14 protein-coding genes are annotated in these 16083 nt (G+C 60.1%); 5 read left to right on the forward strand and 9 right to left on the reverse strand.

What is annotated here, in order from left to right:
* Positions 1–14: 14 nt before the first annotated feature.
* The 7 genes from KW846_RS29900 to aspA all read right to left on the reverse strand — a co-directional run bounded on the left by KW846_RS29900 (position 15) and on the right by aspA (position 10357).
* Entirely contained in the window at positions 15–2321 is a 2307-nt protein-coding gene (locus KW846_RS29900) for a dermonecrotic toxin domain-containing protein (RefSeq protein WP_256356559.1), read from the reverse strand.
* Between the two features lie 161 nt (positions 2322–2482).
* Positions 2483–3583, reverse strand: coding sequence for a polyamine ABC transporter substrate-binding protein (locus tag KW846_RS00890; RefSeq protein ID WP_218481015.1), 1101 nt, complete (start codon positions 3581–3583; stop codon positions 2483–2485).
* Positions 3584–3594: 11 nt separating this feature from the next.
* Positions 3595–4626 carry a histone deacetylase family protein gene (locus KW846_RS00895; RefSeq protein ID WP_218481020.1) on the reverse strand — a complete coding sequence of 344 codons (1032 nt, stop codon included), beginning with the start codon at positions 4624–4626 and terminating at the stop codon, positions 3595–3597.
* Positions 4627–4798: 172 nt separating this feature from the next.
* Positions 4799–5791, reverse strand: coding sequence for an AraC family transcriptional regulator (locus tag KW846_RS00900; RefSeq protein WP_218481022.1), 993 nt, complete (start codon positions 5789–5791; stop codon positions 4799–4801).
* A gap of 162 nt (positions 5792–5953) precedes the next feature.
* On the reverse strand, positions 5954–6958 hold the full coding sequence (locus KW846_RS00905) for an asparaginase (protein WP_218481024.1): 1005 nt from the start codon (positions 6956–6958) through the stop codon (positions 5954–5956).
* A 100-nt stretch (positions 6959–7058) separates the two neighbouring features.
* Complete coding sequence (locus tag KW846_RS00910) at positions 7059–8510, reverse strand: sodium:alanine symporter family protein (protein WP_218481025.1); 1452 nt, start codon at positions 8508–8510, stop codon at positions 7059–7061.
* A 422-nt stretch (positions 8511–8932) separates the two neighbouring features.
* Positions 8933–10357 (reverse strand): aspartate ammonia-lyase, encoded by a 1425-nt coding sequence (aspA, locus tag KW846_RS00915; protein WP_003229645.1) that lies wholly within the window; start codon positions 10355–10357, stop codon positions 8933–8935.
* A gap of 180 nt (positions 10358–10537) precedes the next feature.
* Between aspA and KW846_RS00920 the strand changes: the two genes are divergently transcribed.
* Entirely contained in the window at positions 10538–11449 is a 912-nt protein-coding gene (locus KW846_RS00920) for a LysR substrate-binding domain-containing protein (protein WP_218481027.1), read from the forward strand.
* 36 nt (positions 11450–11485) lie between these two features.
* On the opposite strand, the gene KW846_RS00925 is transcribed toward KW846_RS00920, so the two are convergent.
* Positions 11486–12076 (reverse strand): reprolysin-like metallopeptidase, encoded by a 591-nt coding sequence (locus KW846_RS00925; RefSeq protein WP_218481028.1) that lies wholly within the window; start codon positions 12074–12076, stop codon positions 11486–11488.
* A gap of 398 nt (positions 12077–12474) precedes the next feature.
* On the opposite strand from KW846_RS00925, the gene purE reads away from it, so the two are divergent.
* The 4 genes from purE (at position 12475) to KW846_RS00945 (ending at position 15036) form a co-directional block, all read left to right on the forward strand.
* Complete coding sequence (gene purE, locus KW846_RS00930) at positions 12475–12966, forward strand: 5-(carboxyamino)imidazole ribonucleotide mutase (RefSeq protein ID WP_007971731.1); 492 nt, start codon at positions 12475–12477, stop codon at positions 12964–12966.
* A gap of 11 nt (positions 12967–12977) precedes the next feature.
* Positions 12978–14060, forward strand: a complete 1083-nt coding sequence (locus KW846_RS00935; protein ID WP_218481030.1) for a 5-(carboxyamino)imidazole ribonucleotide synthase — start codon at positions 12978–12980, stop codon at positions 14058–14060.
* A gap of 106 nt (positions 14061–14166) precedes the next feature.
* Positions 14167–14412 (forward strand): GlsB/YeaQ/YmgE family stress response membrane protein, encoded by a 246-nt coding sequence (locus KW846_RS00940; RefSeq protein WP_008030708.1) that lies wholly within the window; start codon positions 14167–14169, stop codon positions 14410–14412.
* 87 nt (positions 14413–14499) lie between these two features.
* Positions 14500–15036 carry a DUF3299 domain-containing protein gene (locus KW846_RS00945; protein ID WP_218481032.1) on the forward strand — a complete coding sequence of 179 codons (537 nt, stop codon included), beginning with the start codon at positions 14500–14502 and terminating at the stop codon, positions 15034–15036.
* An 84-nt stretch (positions 15037–15120) separates the two neighbouring features.
* Here KW846_RS00945 and KW846_RS00950 read toward each other — a convergent pair whose 3' ends face one another.
* Positions 15121–16020 (reverse strand): D-hexose-6-phosphate mutarotase, encoded by a 900-nt coding sequence (locus tag KW846_RS00950; RefSeq protein ID WP_218481033.1) that lies wholly within the window; start codon positions 16018–16020, stop codon positions 15121–15123.
* Positions 16021–16083: the final 63 nt, after the last annotated feature.

The following is a 16083-nucleotide window of genomic DNA, read 5'->3' on the forward strand; positions in this document are numbered from 1 at the left end:
GACCATGGCCAAGGTCAGCAACAGGTCGGTGATGGCGGTTTTCTGTTGTTCGTCGTTGCCGGCCTCGTTCGCGTCGAGGGTCTGTTGCAGGTCATCGAGGACCTGGTAGATCCACGCGCTGTGCCGACGGTCCGACCAAGAAAAGGCAGTGCCCCGTTGAGGATTTTCCAGGCTGCCTGCTTGAGCGTTGCCCAGCGACTCTGCGCGTTGGACACCGACTGCCGTTGTGCCAGCTCAACCAGCGCATTGACGTTGGCCTTGTACAGGTTGGCCAGGTAGTCGGTGGCCAGGACCCGCGAGCCTAACGTCAGCGGGCCGCTCATTTGCAGGGACGTCAGCGGGTCGGCCAGCAGTTGCGAGACACTCCAGACCGAAGGCAGCTCGCCGGTGAACACGTAGTTGGCGTAATTGGCGCGAACCCTGTCCGGCAGCCAGGCGAGCACGGATTGGCGCAGTTTCGGAGCGTGCCGGATGGCATAGATCAGGTTGGCCGGCGTCGGGTACTGGATCAGGGGAGGGTCGAGCAACGGCCGATAGAGCAGGCAGGGTCCCTTGTCCATCTGGCGCGGCCCGATCACGAACATGTTACTCACTTCGTCCGTGGATGATCCCAGGCGCCAGGCGGGGCTGAACGCCAGTGGGCGAATGACGATCTCCTGGCTGTCGACCCAGCGATTGGTGTCGAGAACCTGAACCACGGCTGCGACGTAGCGGTAACCCAGCTCATCGATCCCGCCCTGAGTCCGGATTTTTTGCTGCAAGGCCAGCAGCGGTAACTCGACGCGCAGTCGGCTGGTGAACAGGTTTTGACGACGCAGGCTTTCAAGGGGATCGTCGAGCAGTTTGCTTTTGATCAGCGTCGGATAGGTTTGACCGATGTTGACGCTGACGATCAATGCTTCCAGGTAGCTGAGCGTCAGCCAGCCCGGCAGCTCCGTGGTGCCGGTACTGCGTACGGATTTGTTTCCCGGTGGCAGGGCGATCAGGTTTTGCAGTGCCAGCTCGACCAGGCTCAGCGTAGTGCGCTCAGGCTCCACCGGCGGTACAAAGCTGCCCCAGACCACGACGCTGTCGATCACGATCTCGATGTCCGCCAGTTGCAAGCCAGTGGCCTCGGAATGCTCGGCGAGCATGGCCTCACGCAGTTGATCGAGGGCGAATTCGCGGATCGGTTTTATACCGTCCTGGAAGGACTGCCCGGCGTTCTGGTTCTGTACGGTTACCAGATCCATCAGGTGACGGCTGTACGCGGTGAGATCGCCGGATGACGCGTTGGCCATCCAGTCCGGCAGCGCCTGTTCGACCAGGTTGAAGCGCGAGGGCATCTGTTTGTCCGATGGGTTTAGCTCGTTGTTGGTGCGGCTGATGTGAGGCGCAAGGTCGGGGTTTTCGTCTGCGGACTCGTTTGCCAGCGCGGCAATCGAGTCCGCTTGCAGGGCGATCAGGGTGCACGCCAAGTGGTCGAAAAAGTTGCCCGTTGGTTCAACCAGGCGCCATTGCAAGGTATCACCGGGTACTTGCCCGTTGGTGTAAGTCAGCAGGGACTTGCCCAGCTCCTCTAGCGACTCGTAGGTCTGGAAGCCCTGGGTGATTGTGTGGCTGAGGATCAACGTGCGGCTGCCCAGCGTTCCGATCAATACCGCCATGTCCAGGGTGTTGAGGTGAGTCGAGACACCCTCATTCCTGTAGTCCAGATCGATCAGGCAGGCGCGGGATCGGTAGGGGTCGTGGTTCATGCGCGTGCTGTTGTCCGGGTAGGCGAAAAGGTTGCGGGCCATCGCAGACTGGTCGTTCTGCCAGTTCGGCTGGGTCTGGATGTTCCACAGTTCGCGCAGCGAGTGGGACAGGCCCTGCCAGCGCGGGGTCGAGGGGGCGGTGAACTGGTTCCAGTAGTCGACCTGCTGCTCTTGAAACGCGTCGAACAGCAGTGGCGCCAACTCATTGAGCAGGCGCCCGATGGCTTCGATGCTGACAGGCAGTTGTGCCGGTGTCGGCTCCAGCGGTTGCAGGGTGAGGTAGTGCTCGCCATCCAGGTACACCACTGGTGTTTTCGCGACACCGTGGCGCACAAGGGTGTCGGTCAGTGATTCGAAGTGTCGTGGCCCGGCGACGACGCGCTGCCCGTGCAGCGTCCAGGTCGGCGTCACCACTATCGCCAGTCGCGGGTCGATCGACAGCTGCGGGTATAGCGTTTTCAACGCCGGTTGCAGTGCATGGGTGGCAACCTCCCTGATTGTCGGCCCGGCCACCAATTGGGTGAGCAGGGCATCCTGATCGGCTGGGAGGCCGGGTAGGGCGGGAGGGCTGGAAACGTCGGTCATGGTCACATCCTTTGTGAGGCGGCAGGCACCGTCGAAGGGTCGGTGCGCAATCCGTTGCAAAGTAGTGGCGGGCAAAGCGCGGTTGGCGGTAAATAAATATCGCGGGCAAAAAAAGACCTGCGCGAGCGCAGGTCCTGGTGAGGGTGCAAACCAGACGGTTGTCAGGTGCCGGACTTGATCTTGGTCCAGGCTCGGGTCCGCGCACGTTCGGCATCGCGCGGCAACGGTTGCAGGGTGTAGAGCGTGCTCATTGCCGTGTCGGTCGGGTACAGGTTCGGGTTGTTGCGGATCGCCGGGTCGACCATTTCCGTGGCGTCCTTGTTCGGGTTCGGGTAACCAACGAAGTCACTGACCGGTGCAATCACCTGGGGTTGCAGCAGGTAGTTGATGAAGGTGTAGGCGTCTTCCGGATTCTTCGCGCCCTTGGGTATTGCGAGCATGTCGAACCAGATCGGTGCGCCTTCCTTCGGCAAGCGCATGTCGACGATCACACCGTTCTTGGCTTCTTTGGCGCGGTTGGCGGCTTGCGAGAAGCTGCCGGAATAACCGACCGCGACGCAGATGTCACCGTTGGCAATGTCGGCCATGTACTTCGATGAGTGGAAGTAGGTGATGTACGGGCGGATCTTCATCAGCAGCGCTTCAGCCTTGTCGTAGTCCGCCGGCTTTTTGCTGTTGGGGTCGAGGCCGAGGTGTTGCAGGGCCAGCGGCAAGATCTCCGAGGGCGAGTCGAGCAGGGCGACGCCGCACTGCTTGAGCTTGCTGATGTTCTCTTCCTTGAAGATCAGGTCCCAGCTGTCCACTGGTGCGTTGTCGCCGAGCACGGCCTTGACCTTGTCCGGATTGAAGCCGATCAGGATGGTCCCGTACATGTACGGCACGGCGAATTTGTTGCCTGGGTCGTTGGCTTCGATCAGCTTCATCAGCTTGGGATCGAGGTGGTTCCAGTTCGGCAACTTGCTGCGGTCCAGTGGCTGGAACACGCCGGCTTCGATCTGCTTGGCGAGGAACACGTTGGACGGCACCACCACGTCGTAGCCGGAGTTGCCGGTCAGCAACTTGGCCTCCAGTGCTTCGTTGGTGTCGAAAATGTCGTAGACCAGTTTGGTCTGGCTGTTCTGGGCCTTGAAGTCTTCCAGGGCCTTGGGGGTGATGTAGTCGAACCAGTTGTAGACACGCAACGTTCGTTCTTCAGCATGGGCAACGCCACTGAGCACCAGGGCGCCCAGGGCTGGAACGATCAAACGCTTGAGTCTTGTCATTGTTCTAATCCTCATTGGGCGCTTTCGAAACCTTCGAGAACGTTCACGGCGTTGATGCCGATTTCTTCTACCGCGTAGCCGCCTTCCATCACGAACAGCGTCGGTTTGCCGAGAGCCGCAATGCGCTTGCCCATGGCCAGGTAATCCGGGCTGTCGAGTTTGAATTGCGAGATGGGGTCGTCCTTGAACGTGTCGACGCCCAGGGAGACCACGACGATGTCGGCGCCGTAGCTTTCGATCTCTTTGCAGGCCTGTTCCAGCGCCGCGCTCCAGGTGTCCCAGCCCGAACCGGCGGCCAGAGGATAGTTGAAGTTGAAGCCCTCGCCGGGGCCTTCGCCCAATTCGTCTTCATAGCCGAGGAAGAACGGAAATTCGGCTTCCGGGTGGCCATGGATCGAAGTGAACAGCACATCGCTGCGCTCGTAAAAGATCGACTGTGTGCCGTTGCCGTGGTGGTAATCGACGTCGAGGATCGCGACCTTTTTGTAGCCCTGATCAAGGAAAGCCTGGGCGGCAATGGCCGCGTTGTTGAGGTAGCAATAACCCCCCATCAAATCGCTGGCAGCGTGGTGTCCCGGTGGACGGCACAGGGCGAAGGCCGAACGGGCGCCGCGCTGGATTTCCGCCTGGGCGGTGAGGGCGACTTGCGCTGCGCTGTACGCCGCCTGCCAGGTACCGGCGGTGATCGGGGCGCCGCCATCGAAGCTGTAGTAACCGAGTTCGCCATGCAGGCTGGCGGGTTTGATCCGGCGCAGGGTGCGGGCTGGCCAGGTGTAGGGCAGCAAGTCACCGTCGGTGTTGAACTCGGTCCAGCGTGCCCAGGCGCCTTTGAAGAAGTCGAGGTAGTCGCGGCTGTGGATGCGTTCGATCGGTCCGAGGCCGAAATCCTTCGGCGCTTCGACAGGGCCGAGATTTTGATTTTTCACCCGTGCCAGCACGTGGTCGGCACGTGAAGGCATTTCGAAGCAGGGCTTGAGTTGCCCGTCTATCAATTCACAACGGCCGTGGTGCAGGTGGTGATCGTTCGAGTAGATCGTCAGCATTTTGTTGTTCTCCGCAGGCTGATTCGGTTGAACACAGTCTTGCGGCACGGACGATTTCGGAGAACGGCAGGAAAGGCCAAAAGGGGATCGATATGGCCAAAACATTTGACCGAAATTCGCCCCTTTGAAGATCAAAAGATCGCAGCCTTCGGCAGCTCCTACTAAGGCCGGATCAAGGTCGAAACTGGCTGGGTGCCACACCGCTCCAGCGCACGAACGCATGGCGAAAACTCGCGGTCTCGCTGAAGCCCAGCGCCTCGGCAATCTGGTAGATCGGCAATTGATCCTCACACAGCATTTGCTTGGCCTGTTCGAAGCGCAGTTCGTCGAGCAACTCCTGATAACTGCAGCCCATGTCCTTGAGATGCCGACGCAAGGTTCGCGCCGAGCAATTCATCTGTTCGGCCAGGCCCTCCAGCCCCGGCGCCGCATTCAATTGCGCGCTGAGCAATTGGCGGATCCGTCCGAGCCATGCCTGACGCCCGGTGAACTCGATGTTCTGTTTGCGGCAGCGCTCGGCCATGGCTTGATGGGTGATGACATCGGCCAGCGGCAACGGCTGGTCGAGCCAGCGTTTGTCGAAGGCGAAGGCATTGTTGCGCGCCCCGAAATCCAGCGGGCAGTTGAAGTGTTCGGCGTAGCTCGGCTCGTAGTCGGGCGCGGTATGTTCGAAGCGTGCGCCGAGCAAGGGCAGGGGATGGCCAAGCAGGTCGTCGCAGGTGACTTTCAGCGACACAAGGCAGAACTCGGCGTTGAACACCGCCATGGCCGGGCTCTCGCGGTAATCGGCGGCAGCGAACCAGATGCGCTCGCCGTCGTCCTCCAGGCTCAGCTCGAAAAGTGTTCCCAGCAGCGCCGGATAGCGTATCGCCAGGCGCAATGCGTCACCGAAGGTGGCACTGGTGAGCAGGGCGTAACCGAGCATGCCGTAGCAGGAAACGTGCATCCGCCGACCCAGTTCCAGGCCGATGTCGTGCTTGAGGGCAACGGCGTTGGCACACACCTGCATTTCTTGATTGGTGGTGATGCGCGTGTCGGCCCGGTTCAGATCCGCCGCACTGATGCCGCTGCCGGCCAGCAGCGCTTCGCTGGACAAGCCTTGTGCCTTGAAGGCATCGAGTACCAGGGAGACCGCGTTGAGGGTGGTGAGGTGGGAGTGGAGCATGAGGACTTCCAGCCTTGGGGATGGCTGGAAGGCAGCAAGTTACATGCCGGGTGAAGGACCTGTGGGAGCGAGCCTGCTCGCGATGACGGTGGGTCAGTCACATCAATGTGAATGGAAGACCGCTATCGCGAGCAGGCTCGCTCCCACAGGGAGGACGAGGTGTCAGCTCAACTCGCCGCAAAGGTCTAGTTCGACAAGCCGACGGACTTCGTCCGTTTCAAGCCCCGCCCCCAGCAACCCATGCAACTTGCCGAATGCCGCTTCACGGGTCATGCCGCCACCGGACAGCACACCGACACCGCGCAAGCGACTGCCGGCCTCATAGACGTCCAGTTCAACCCCGCCTTCGTGGCATTGCGTGACTGCCACCACCACCACGCCCTTGTCCCGCGCACGGCCGAGGCTGGCGAGGAAATCCGGGTTGTCGCTCGGCCCGGTGCCGCTGCCGTAGCACTCCAGCACCAGACCTTGAATGCCGCTGTCGAGCAGACCATCGAGGATCTCGGCAGCGATGCCAGGGAACAGTGGCAGCACGGCAACCTTCTCCAGTTGTTTTGCCTGGTTGTAATTCAACGCTGTTGGCAGCGAAGAGGCTTTCACACCACCGCCCTGACGCTCCAGACGCTTGAACGGATGACGGCCAAAACTGCGAACCTTGGCACAACGGGTCGGGTCCAGCAGTTCGCCGTGGAAGTACAGATGCACACCCGGCGCGAGGCCCTCCCCCAGTGCAACCAGCGCGCCGCCGAGGTTCTCCCAGGCGTCGCTGTCGGTGACACCGGCAGGCAGCATGGAACCGGTAAAACACACGCGGGCATGCAGGCCGAGCAACTGGAAGCTCATGGCTGCGGCACTGTAGGCCAGCGTGTCGGTGCCATGTAGGATCAGCACGCTGTCGCAGCCTTGAACATCCACCGCATCGACCACCGCCTCACGCAGCTGCTGCCAGTACGTCGGGGTCATGTTGGCACTGTCGATCAGCGGCGACATCTCGCGAAAACGCCACTGCGGCACGACAAGTTCGGGCTGGCTGTGCAGGTATTCGCGCATCCGCTCTTCAAAACCGGACGCTGGCGCCAGGCCGTGGGTGCTGGCCTGCATGCCGATGGTGCCGCCGGTGTAGAGCACCATGACGTGCTGGGCAGCAGGGTAGGTCGGGGCATTCATGGGCGGTTCTCCAAAAACGATTACAGCTTGTTTCCGAGCATGACGCCGGTCGCGAGCTGTGTCACGTCGGGCGCAGGGGATGCGCCCGGTTTTTTTCCGATCAGCGTTGCGCTGCGGTCACGCCTGCCGGAGCAGCTTCAGCCTTGGCGGCGGGTGCTGGCGGGTTAGCTGGCCAGGCTTTCAGGTCCAGATCCAGATCCGGGAATTTGCTTGAGTCGAATACCGGAGTGGTGATGCCGGCGGCGCGCTGATCATCGTAGTCACGCAGGATGCGCATGCCGACCTTGAACAGCAGGAACAGCGCGATCAGGTTGACGAACGCGAGCATGGTCATGGTGATGTCGGCGAAGGCAAATACGGTACCGAGGTTTTCGATGGCGCCCCAGAAGATCAGCACCAATACCAGCGCGCGATAGCCCATCAGCGCCTTGCGGTTCTCACCAATCAGAAAGCGCAGGTTGCTCTCGCCCAGGTAGTAGTTGTAGAGGATCGAGGTGAACACGAACAACGCCAGGGCCACGGAGATGAACATCCGGCCCCAGTCACCGACCACGGCGGCCAGGGAGTTCTGGGTCAGGGCAATGCCGTCGCCTTCGAAGCCCGGGGTGTAGAAGCCCGAAAGCAGGATCAGCAATGCGGTGCAGGTGCAGATCACGAAGGTGTCGAGGAACACGCTGAACGCTTGAACCACGCCTTGCGCCACCGGGTGCTCGACCGCCGCCACAGCCGCCACGTTCGGCGCGCTACCCAGGCCTGCTTCGTTGGCGAACACGCCACGTTTCACGCCCATGACGATGGCGCTGCCGATCAGGCCGCCGAAGGCCTGGTCCAGACCGAAGGCGCTCTTGACGATGGTCATCAGCATGTCTGGTACCTGGTCGAATTGCAGCACGATCACGTAGATGGTCACGCCGATATACACCAGGGTTTTCACCGGTACCAACAGGTCGGCAACCTTGGCGATGCGCTTGATCCCGCCGATGAATACCAGACCCAGCAGCACGGCCAGACCGATGCCGGTGTAAGTGGTGTCGAGGCCGAACGCGTTGTTCAGCGAATGAGTCACGGCGTGGGCTTGCAGGCCGTTGAAGGCGAAGCCGAACGTCACCAGCAACAGGAACGCCATGAGCATGCCCAGCCAGCGTTTCTGCAGACCGTGCTGGATGTAGTAGGACGGGCCGCCACGGTAGGTGCCGTCGGAGTCGGTGCGTTTGTACAACTGACCGAGGGAGCATTCGAAGAAGCTGCTGGACATGCCGACCAGTGCGGTCACCCACATCCAGAACACCGCGCCAGGTCCACCGAGTGTCACGGCAATGCCGACACCGGCAATGTTGCCCGCGCCGACACGGCCGGCGAGGCTGAGCATCAGGGCCTGGAATGAACTGAGTTGCCCGGCGCTGCTTTTGAGGCTGTCGCGGAACACCGCGAACATGTGGAAGAAGTGACGCAGTTGAACGAAACGCGAGCGGATCGTGAAGTAGCTACCGAGCCCGACAATGAGCACGATCAGTACTTTCCCTGAGAGGAAGTCGTTAATGACTTCGAGCATGGATTATTCCTCGCTGTTTTTTGTGTTGGCAAATGCTTGCCAGGCAGACACATCGAGTTACACCGGTGGGCGCACGGCACAACGGGCGGTTCGAAGTTCGTCCCGGTTTCATATCGCGGGTTTGTTATTAGTTCGGGTTTCGCATGGGTTGCGGCCTCGCTACCGACGACCGCTCACGCGAAGAGGGGCGGCACTATACCGATGACAGTGCCGTCCGTCTGCACGGTTGTGGTGCAAGATCAAAAGATCGCAGCCTGCGGCAGCTCTTACAGGGACCGCATTTCAAATGTAGGAGCTGCCGCAGGCTGCGATCTTTTCGCTTCTTAAAAAAAAGGGCCTGGAGAATGATCTCCAAGCCCTCAAAAGGTGAGAGGTGTCTAGTCCCTCGACCTGGTGAGCGGTGCTACAAGTAACGCGTCGGGTTAGGCCTTCAGGGGCACCAGGCGCGGAGCAATCATGTTTTCCGGGCGCAGGATGTCGGCGAGCATGGCTTCGTCGAGCAGACCTTCTTCGCGCACCAGTTCCAGCACGCCGCGGCCGCTTTCAAGGGCGATACGGGCGATGCGGGTGGCGTTTTTGTAGCCGATGTACGGGTTCAGTGCGGTGACCAGACCGATCGAGTGTTCGACCAGTTCACGGCAGCGGGCTTCGTTGGCGGTGATGCCGACGATGCAGTGCTCGCGCAGCATGTCCATGGCGCGTTGCAGCAGGCGGATCGAATCGAGGATCTTGAAAGCGATCAGCGGTTCCATCACGTTCAGTTGCAGCTGGCCGCCTTCGGCCGCCATGGTCAGCGCCAGATCGTTACCGATGACTTGGAAGGCCACCTGGTTAACGGCTTCCGGAATAACCGGGTTGACCTTGCCGGGCATAATCGAGCTGCCTGGCTGACGCGCTGGCAGGTTGATTTCGTTGATGCCGGTGCGTGGGCCGCTGGATAGCAGGCGCAGGTCGTTGCAGATCTTCGACAGCTTGACCGCAGTACGCTTGAGCATGCCGGAGAACAGCACGAAGGCGCCCATGTCGGAGGTGGCTTCGATCAGGTCGGCGGCCGGAACCAGCGGCTGACCGCTGATCAGGGCCAGGCGTTGTACAGCCAAGGCCTGATAGCGCGGGTCGGCGTTGATGCCGGTGCCGATCGCGGTGCCGCCCAGGTTCACTTCAGTCAGCAGTTCCGGGGCCAGCGTCTTCAGACGGGCCAGGTCTTCGCCCATGGTGGTGGCGAACGCGCGGAACTCTTGACCCAGGGTCATCGGTACGGCGTCTTGCAGCTGGGTTCGACCCATCTTCAGGACGTGGTTGAATTCTTCACCCTTGGCCGCGAACGCCTGAATCAGGCTGTCGAGGCTGGCGAGCAGGGCGTCGTGACCGAGCAACAGACCCAGACGGATCGCCGTCGGGTAGGCGTCGTTGGTCGACTGTGCCATGTTCACGTCGTCGTTCGGGTGCAGATACTGGTACTCGCCTTTCTGGTGACCCATGGCCTCCAGCGCGATGTTGGCGATCACTTCGTTGGCATTCATGTTGGTCGAAGTGCCAGCGCCGCCTTGAATCATGTCCACCACGAACTCTTCGTGGAAGTCGCCGCGGATCAGACGTGCACAGGCTTCGCTGATGGCAGCGTGCTTGGCTTCGCTCAGGTGACCCAGCTCACGGTTGGCGTCAGCAGCGGCCTGTTTGACCATGGCCAGACCGACAACCAGTTTCGGGTAGTGCGAAATCGGAACGCCCGAAAGGCGGAAGTTATTCACCGCTCGCAGGGTCTGGATACCGTAATACGCTTGAGCCGGTACTTCGAGAGCGCCAAGCAGGTCATTTTCTGTGCGGAATGATGCAGCGGAGGACATGATAGAAATCATCTCAATATGGACCCGGGCTGTGCCGGAACGCTGTGAATGCTAGGCTTGTGCAGGATTTTGGGCCAATGCTGTTAAACACTAGCCTATGCACATTCGGCATAATGCCCGTGTGACGTCGGCTTGACGGCGAGCGTGTGACCTAAATTGGTGCGTGTCCGGGAGGACGTGATGAATCTGGAAAGCAAATGGCTGGAGGACTTTAGTGCCCTGGCTGCCACCCGCAGCTTCTCCCAGGCAGCCGAACGGCGCTTCGTGACGCAACCGGCGTTCAGCCGGCGAATCCGCAGCCTGGAGGCGGCGCTGGGGCTGACCTTGGTCAACCGTTCGCGCACGCCGATCGAACTGACGGCGGCGGGACAATTGTTTCTGGTTACCGCACGCACCGTGGTCGAGCAGCTCGGCGAAGTATTGCGCCATCTGCATCATCTGGAAGGCGGGCAGGGCGAAGTGATGCAGGTCGCTGCCGCACACTCCCTGGCGCTCGGTTTCTTTCCGCGGTGGATTGCCCAGTTGCGCAACGAAGGCTTGAACATCGCCACGCGACTGGTGGCAACCAACGTCGGCGACGCGGTGCATGCCTTGCGCGAAGGCGGTTGCGATCTGATGCTGGCCTTCTACGATCCGGACGCCGCGATGCAGATGGACCCGGAAATCTTCCCCTCCCTGCACCTTGGCCACACCGAAATGCTGCCGGTCTGCGCGGCAGACGCCGACGGCAAGCCGTTGTTCGATCTGGAAGGCGAAGCCAGCGTACCGCTGCTGGCATATAGCGCCGGGGCATTTCTCGGCCGCTCGGTGAACGTGCTGCTGCGCCAACGAGCGCTGCGTTTCACCACGATCTACGAAACCGCCATGGCCGACAGCCTGAAAAGCATGGCCCTGGAAGGCCTGGGCATTGCCTGGGTGCCGCAACTCAGTGTGCGCGCCGAACTGGCGCGCGGTGAACTGGTGGTCTGCGGCGGCCCGCAATGGCACGTGCCGCTGGAGATTCGCTTGTACCGCTGCGCACTGGTGCGCAAGGCTAATGTGCGGTTGTTGTGGCGCAAGTTGGAAGGTGGGGCGGCGGGTTCGGCTTCGTGAGAATGTTTGTGGCAACTTTCCCTAGGCAACCTGAACTTATGGAAAGCGATTGAGATATTCGCGAATGTTTTCCCTGTTCTTGTCGCTGAAGCGGTAAACGTTTCCACGTACTCCGGAGAACTCATCGGTGAGCATGATGGTGTCACGCCACCATCCGTCATAGATCACCTCACTGTCTTCGTGGGTGGCGCCAAACATATGACCAATTTCATGTGCGGGAATTCGGTAAGAGATGATCGACGCAATTGCACAGTGACCTTTGAACATGGCTATTCCGCCTAACCCGCCGAGAAGTCCGCCTAGCTTTTCGTTGATGCTGTCTCGGGTCAGCAAGAGAAATTTGGTGAGGTTCGCTTCATCACGATCCCTGTTGGAAATTTTCGAGTACAAGTCGTGTAACAGATTTATCCAGCCTTTCAGTGCTACCGAACTATCCTCGTTCTTGTAACTGTATTCTGCCAGATGCGGAGCCTCGTCCTGGTGATACATTAAAATCACGACTTCACGTCCAGAGATGAGCTCAAGTTCGGTTTTCAGCCAGGCAAAATAGTCGGTGTATAACTTGTTCTTTTGATAATCCTGTAGCTCGCTGTGAATAATGACCATTATGGTGATGGGTTTTTTCATTTCTATTAAACTCCCTGTTTAATTTAATTCTTACTGCGACTTGAATTTAAGCTTTTTAGATGTTTTTAACTAGTCATGGTTTGTTTTTTAATGTTTTATAAATTTAATAGGTTGGCAACTAAAGATTATGAAAGTTATACGAAGTTTGTTGAAGTAAAGAATCAAGCACCCCGCGATATGCAGGGATGTCATGGTTGACTTTATAGTCAAGAAGCATGGGTTTTTCGACGGCATGACAGATGGTCGCAACAGGGGCTGTTTATCTGCTTCATTGAGGTATACTGCGCGGCCTTCGGCCGGTTGCGACTGGCCATAATTCGTACAATCAAGCCACGCATCCTGCGTGGCTTGTTGTTTTTTGATGCGCCTGCGGGCGCCCAGAGAGAAGAGGCACGACGATGAGTGCACTGGTTGGCGTGATCATGGGCTCCAAGTCCGATTGGTCCACCCTTAGCCACACCGCCGATATGCTGGAAAAGCTCGGCATCCCTTACGAGGTGAAAGTGGTTTCTGCCCACCGCACCCCGGACCTGCTGTTCCAGTACGCCGAAGAGGCCGAAGCACGGGGCATCGAGGTGATCATCGCCGGTGCCGGTGGCGCGGCCCACTTGCCAGGCATGTGTGCAGCCAAGACCCACTTGCCAGTGCTGGGCGTACCCGTTCAGTCCGCAATGCTTTCGGGCGTTGATTCGCTGCTTTCCATTGTGCAGATGCCGGCAGGCATTCCGGTTGCCACCCTGGCCATCGGCAAGGCCGGTGCGATCAACGCAGCGCTGCTGTCGGCGAGTATCCTTGGCGCCAAGCACCCGCAGTTCCATGCGGTGCTGAAAACCTTCCGTGCTGAGCAGACAGACAGCGTCCTGGAAAATCCAGACCCACGCATCGCCTGAGGTTGTTGACGATGAAGATCGGTGTAATCGGTGGCGGCCAGTTGGGTCGTATGTTGGCGTTGGCGGGCACTCCGCTGGGCATGAACTTCGCTTTTCTGGACCCGGCGCCGGATGCTTGCGCAGCCGCGTTGGGCGAACACCTGCGAGCCGACTACGGCGATCAGGATCACCTGCGCCAGCTGGCCGATGAAGTCGATCTGGTGACCTTCGAGTTCGAAAGCGTTCCGGCGGAAACCGTCGCGTTCCTCTCGCAATTCGTCCCGGTCTACCCGAGCGCCGAAGCCTTGCGCATCGCCCGTGACCGCTGGTTCGAGAAGAGCATGTTCAAGGACCTGGGGATTCCTACCCCGGCGTTCGCTGACATCCAGTCCCAGGCCGACCTGGACGCCGCTGTGGCCTCCATCGGCCTGCCGGCGGTGCTCAAGACCCGTACCCTGGGTTACGACGGCAAGGGCCAGAAAGTCCTGCGTACCCCTGAAGATGTGGTCGGCACCTTCGCCGAGCTGGGTAGCGTGGCCTGCCTGCTGGAAGGCTTCGTGTCGTTCACCGGTGAAGTCTCGCTGATCGCCGTGCGTGCTCGCGACGGTGAAACCCGCTTCTACCCGTTGGTGCACAACACCCACGAAAGCGGCATCCTCAAGCTGTCCGTGGCCAGCACCGATCACCCGTTGCAAGCCCTGGCCGAAGACTACTCCAGCCGTGTGCTCAAGCAGCTGGATTACGTCGGCGTGATGGCGTTCGAGTTCTTCGAAGTCGACGGTGGTCTCAAGGCCAACGAAATCGCCCCGCGCGTGCACAACTCCGGGCACTGGACCACCGAAGGCGCCGAGTGCAGCCAGTTCGAAAACCACCTGCGGGCCGTTGCCGGTCTGCCGTTGGGTTCGACGGCCAAGGTCGGCGAAAGCGCGATGCTCAACTTCATCGGCACAGTGCCAGAGACCGAGAAGGTCCTGAACATCGCCGATTGCCATCTGCATCACTATGGCAAGGCGTTCAAGGTCGGCCGCAAGGTCGGTCACGCCAACCTTCGTTGTGCAGACCGCGAGACGCTGGCGGCCCAGATTCTCAAGGTCCAAGCACTGATCGCCGAATAGTTTTCTCTGGCAATGGCGGAACCTTCGGGTTGCGCCGTTCTCTCATGGCAGGTTGCGAAAGTCTGACTAGGCTTTCGGATAGCTACTTCATTGAGAGGAGAATGCCATGGGAATTATCGGAACCATCTTTATCGGCTTGATCGTCGGTCTGCTGGCTCGGTTCCTGAAACCGGGCGATGACAGCATGGGCTGGATCATGACGATCCTGCTCGGTATCGGCGGTTCGCTGGCGGCTACCTATGGCGGTCAGGCCCTGGGTATCTATCAGGCTGGCCAAGGTGCAGGCTTCATCGGGGCGCTGGTGGGCGCCGTTGTGTTGCTGGTGATCTACGGATTGATCAAAAAGAACTGATCCAGGCGACAAAGCCCTCTCCGCCAAGCCGGTCGGGAGGGCTAGAATGTTCGGCGTTTCCTGTTCTTCCCATTGCCGAGCACTTTCATGCGCCGTCTTTTGCTGACTCTTGTTTTACTGGGTACGGGCCTTGCCCATGCCGGCGAAGTGCCGGAGACCGACTGGCTTGAATTGATGCCCAAGTCGGACCAGAAGGCCCTCGAGGCCATGCCCGAAATCGACCACGACTCCCCGGAAGCCAATGGCACCTTCACCGACAAGGGCGGGATGAAGCAGGCCAAAGGCTTGCCGGCGGTGATGTACTCGACCAAGACCGTTGCGTCAATGAACGACAGAAACATCCGCATTGGCGGCTATCCAGTGCCGCTGGAGTCCGACGCCAAGGGCCGCAGTACGTTGTTCTTCCTCGTGCCATACCCGGGTGCCTGCATCCACGTGCCGCCACCGCCACCCAATCAACTGGTGCTGGTGCGTTATCCCAAGGGCTTGAAGCTGGATGATATCTACACGCCGCTGTGGGTGACCGGCACGCTGAAGATCGAGAAGGTCAGCAATGACCTGGCGGATGCGGCGTATGCGCTGGATGCGGCGAAGGTGCGGGTGGTGACGGAATCGGATCTGTAATCGAGTGAAGCAAAAAGATCGCAGCCTTCGGCAGCTCCTACACCGATCCCTGTAGGAGCTGCCGAAGGCTGCGATCTTTTGATCTTAAAGCGGTTTGCTACCGATGCTGACACCCAAAGTGTGGCTCGCACCTGCTGCGAGCGTCACCACATCGCCCATCACGTTCGCCGTCTCGATGCACAGCATGCGCTGCCAACCGTCGTCGGCCATGTCGCTGAACGCAGCGGCGCGGTCGATCCACGGGTTCCAGATCACCGCCGTGCGCGATCCGCTGCTGGTCAGTACGATGCGCCGTTCCCAGGCTGGATCGACGATGCTCAACTGTGGCGGGGCGTCGAGGTAGATGCGGTCGGTCTCGCCGGTAAAATGCAGATCCCCGGTCTGGGTGACGGTTTTCCAGTTGTCCAGGGTTTCGATGTAGTCGAGGCCGTCCACACCTTCGACGTGTACCTCGCGTACATCGCTGACTGCAAAGTAACTGTGCAGCGCCTGGCTGATGCTGACGGTATCGGTGCCCCGGTTGTGGCTGGTCAGCTGGATGTGCAATTGCTCGTCGAGGCGAATGGTCAGGGTCAAATCCACCTGGTGCGGCCAGCCGGGAAAGCCGCCTTCGGGGTAGGGCAGGAGGAATTCGACCTTAAGGCTTTCGCCTTCGGCTTCGATGCCACCCAGTTCCCAATCCATCGCTCGCACGAAGCCGTGAGCCGACGGCGCGTCATTGCTGACACGCATCGCCTTGACACTTTGCGGGTTGCGGTCGAAGACTCCGAACCACGGCCAGCACACCGGCACGCCGGCACGGATGCTCTTGCCGGTCTTGAACACGGCCTCGTCGTTGAGCCAGATCAGCGGCGGCTGGCCGGCCAGCTGATAGCTGAGGATGTGCGCACCTTGCTGGGCCACCAGTAATTCGGCCTGACCGTGGCGGATGCGCCAGCAGTTCAGTTCATCCAGTTTTACGGCTTCAACATTGGGCGTGCTCATGGGACAGCTCTCGATCAGTAACGTGGACGACTATCGACCGCAAAACGGCTACCAGGTTTAGAA

The organism is Pseudomonas sp. PDM32, from assembly GCF_019219225.1.
Classification (GTDB): domain Bacteria; phylum Pseudomonadota; class Gammaproteobacteria; order Pseudomonadales; family Pseudomonadaceae; genus Aquipseudomonas; species Aquipseudomonas laurylsulfatiphila.

Excerpts from the sequence above, each read along its gene's own strand:
- KW846_RS29900 (WP_256356559.1), bottom strand. The coding sequence starts at position 2,321 with ATGACCGACGTTTCCAGCCCTCCCGCCCTACCCGGCCTCCCAGCCGAT.
- KW846_RS00890 (WP_218481015.1), bottom strand. The coding sequence starts at position 3,583 with ATGACAAGACTCAAGCGTTTGATCGTTCCAGCCCTGGGCGCCCTGGTG.
- KW846_RS00895 (WP_218481020.1), bottom strand. The coding sequence starts at position 4,626 with ATGCTGACGATCTACTCGAACGATCACCACCTGCACCACGGCCGTTGT.
- KW846_RS00900 (WP_218481022.1), bottom strand. The coding sequence starts at position 5,791 with ATGCTCCACTCCCACCTCACCACCCTCAACGCGGTCTCCCTGGTACTC.
- KW846_RS00905 (WP_218481024.1), bottom strand. The coding sequence starts at position 6,958 with ATGAATGCCCCGACCTACCCTGCTGCCCAGCACGTCATGGTGCTCTAC.
- KW846_RS00910 (WP_218481025.1), bottom strand. The coding sequence starts at position 8,510 with ATGCTCGAAGTCATTAACGACTTCCTCTCAGGGAAAGTACTGATCGTG.
- aspA (WP_003229645.1), bottom strand. The coding sequence starts at position 10,357 with ATGTCCTCCGCTGCATCATTCCGCACAGAAAATGACCTGCTTGGCGCT.
- KW846_RS00920 (WP_218481027.1), top strand. The coding sequence starts at position 10,538 with ATGAATCTGGAAAGCAAATGGCTGGAGGACTTTAGTGCCCTGGCTGCC.
- KW846_RS00925 (WP_218481028.1), bottom strand. The coding sequence starts at position 12,076 with ATGAAAAAACCCATCACCATAATGGTCATTATTCACAGCGAGCTACAG.
- purE (WP_007971731.1), top strand. The coding sequence starts at position 12,475 with ATGAGTGCACTGGTTGGCGTGATCATGGGCTCCAAGTCCGATTGGTCC.
- KW846_RS00935 (WP_218481030.1), top strand. The coding sequence starts at position 12,978 with ATGAAGATCGGTGTAATCGGTGGCGGCCAGTTGGGTCGTATGTTGGCG.
- KW846_RS00940 (WP_008030708.1), top strand. The coding sequence starts at position 14,167 with ATGGGAATTATCGGAACCATCTTTATCGGCTTGATCGTCGGTCTGCTG.
- KW846_RS00945 (WP_218481032.1), top strand. The coding sequence starts at position 14,500 with ATGCGCCGTCTTTTGCTGACTCTTGTTTTACTGGGTACGGGCCTTGCC.
- KW846_RS00950 (WP_218481033.1), bottom strand. The coding sequence starts at position 16,020 with ATGAGCACGCCCAATGTTGAAGCCGTAAAACTGGATGAACTGAACTGC.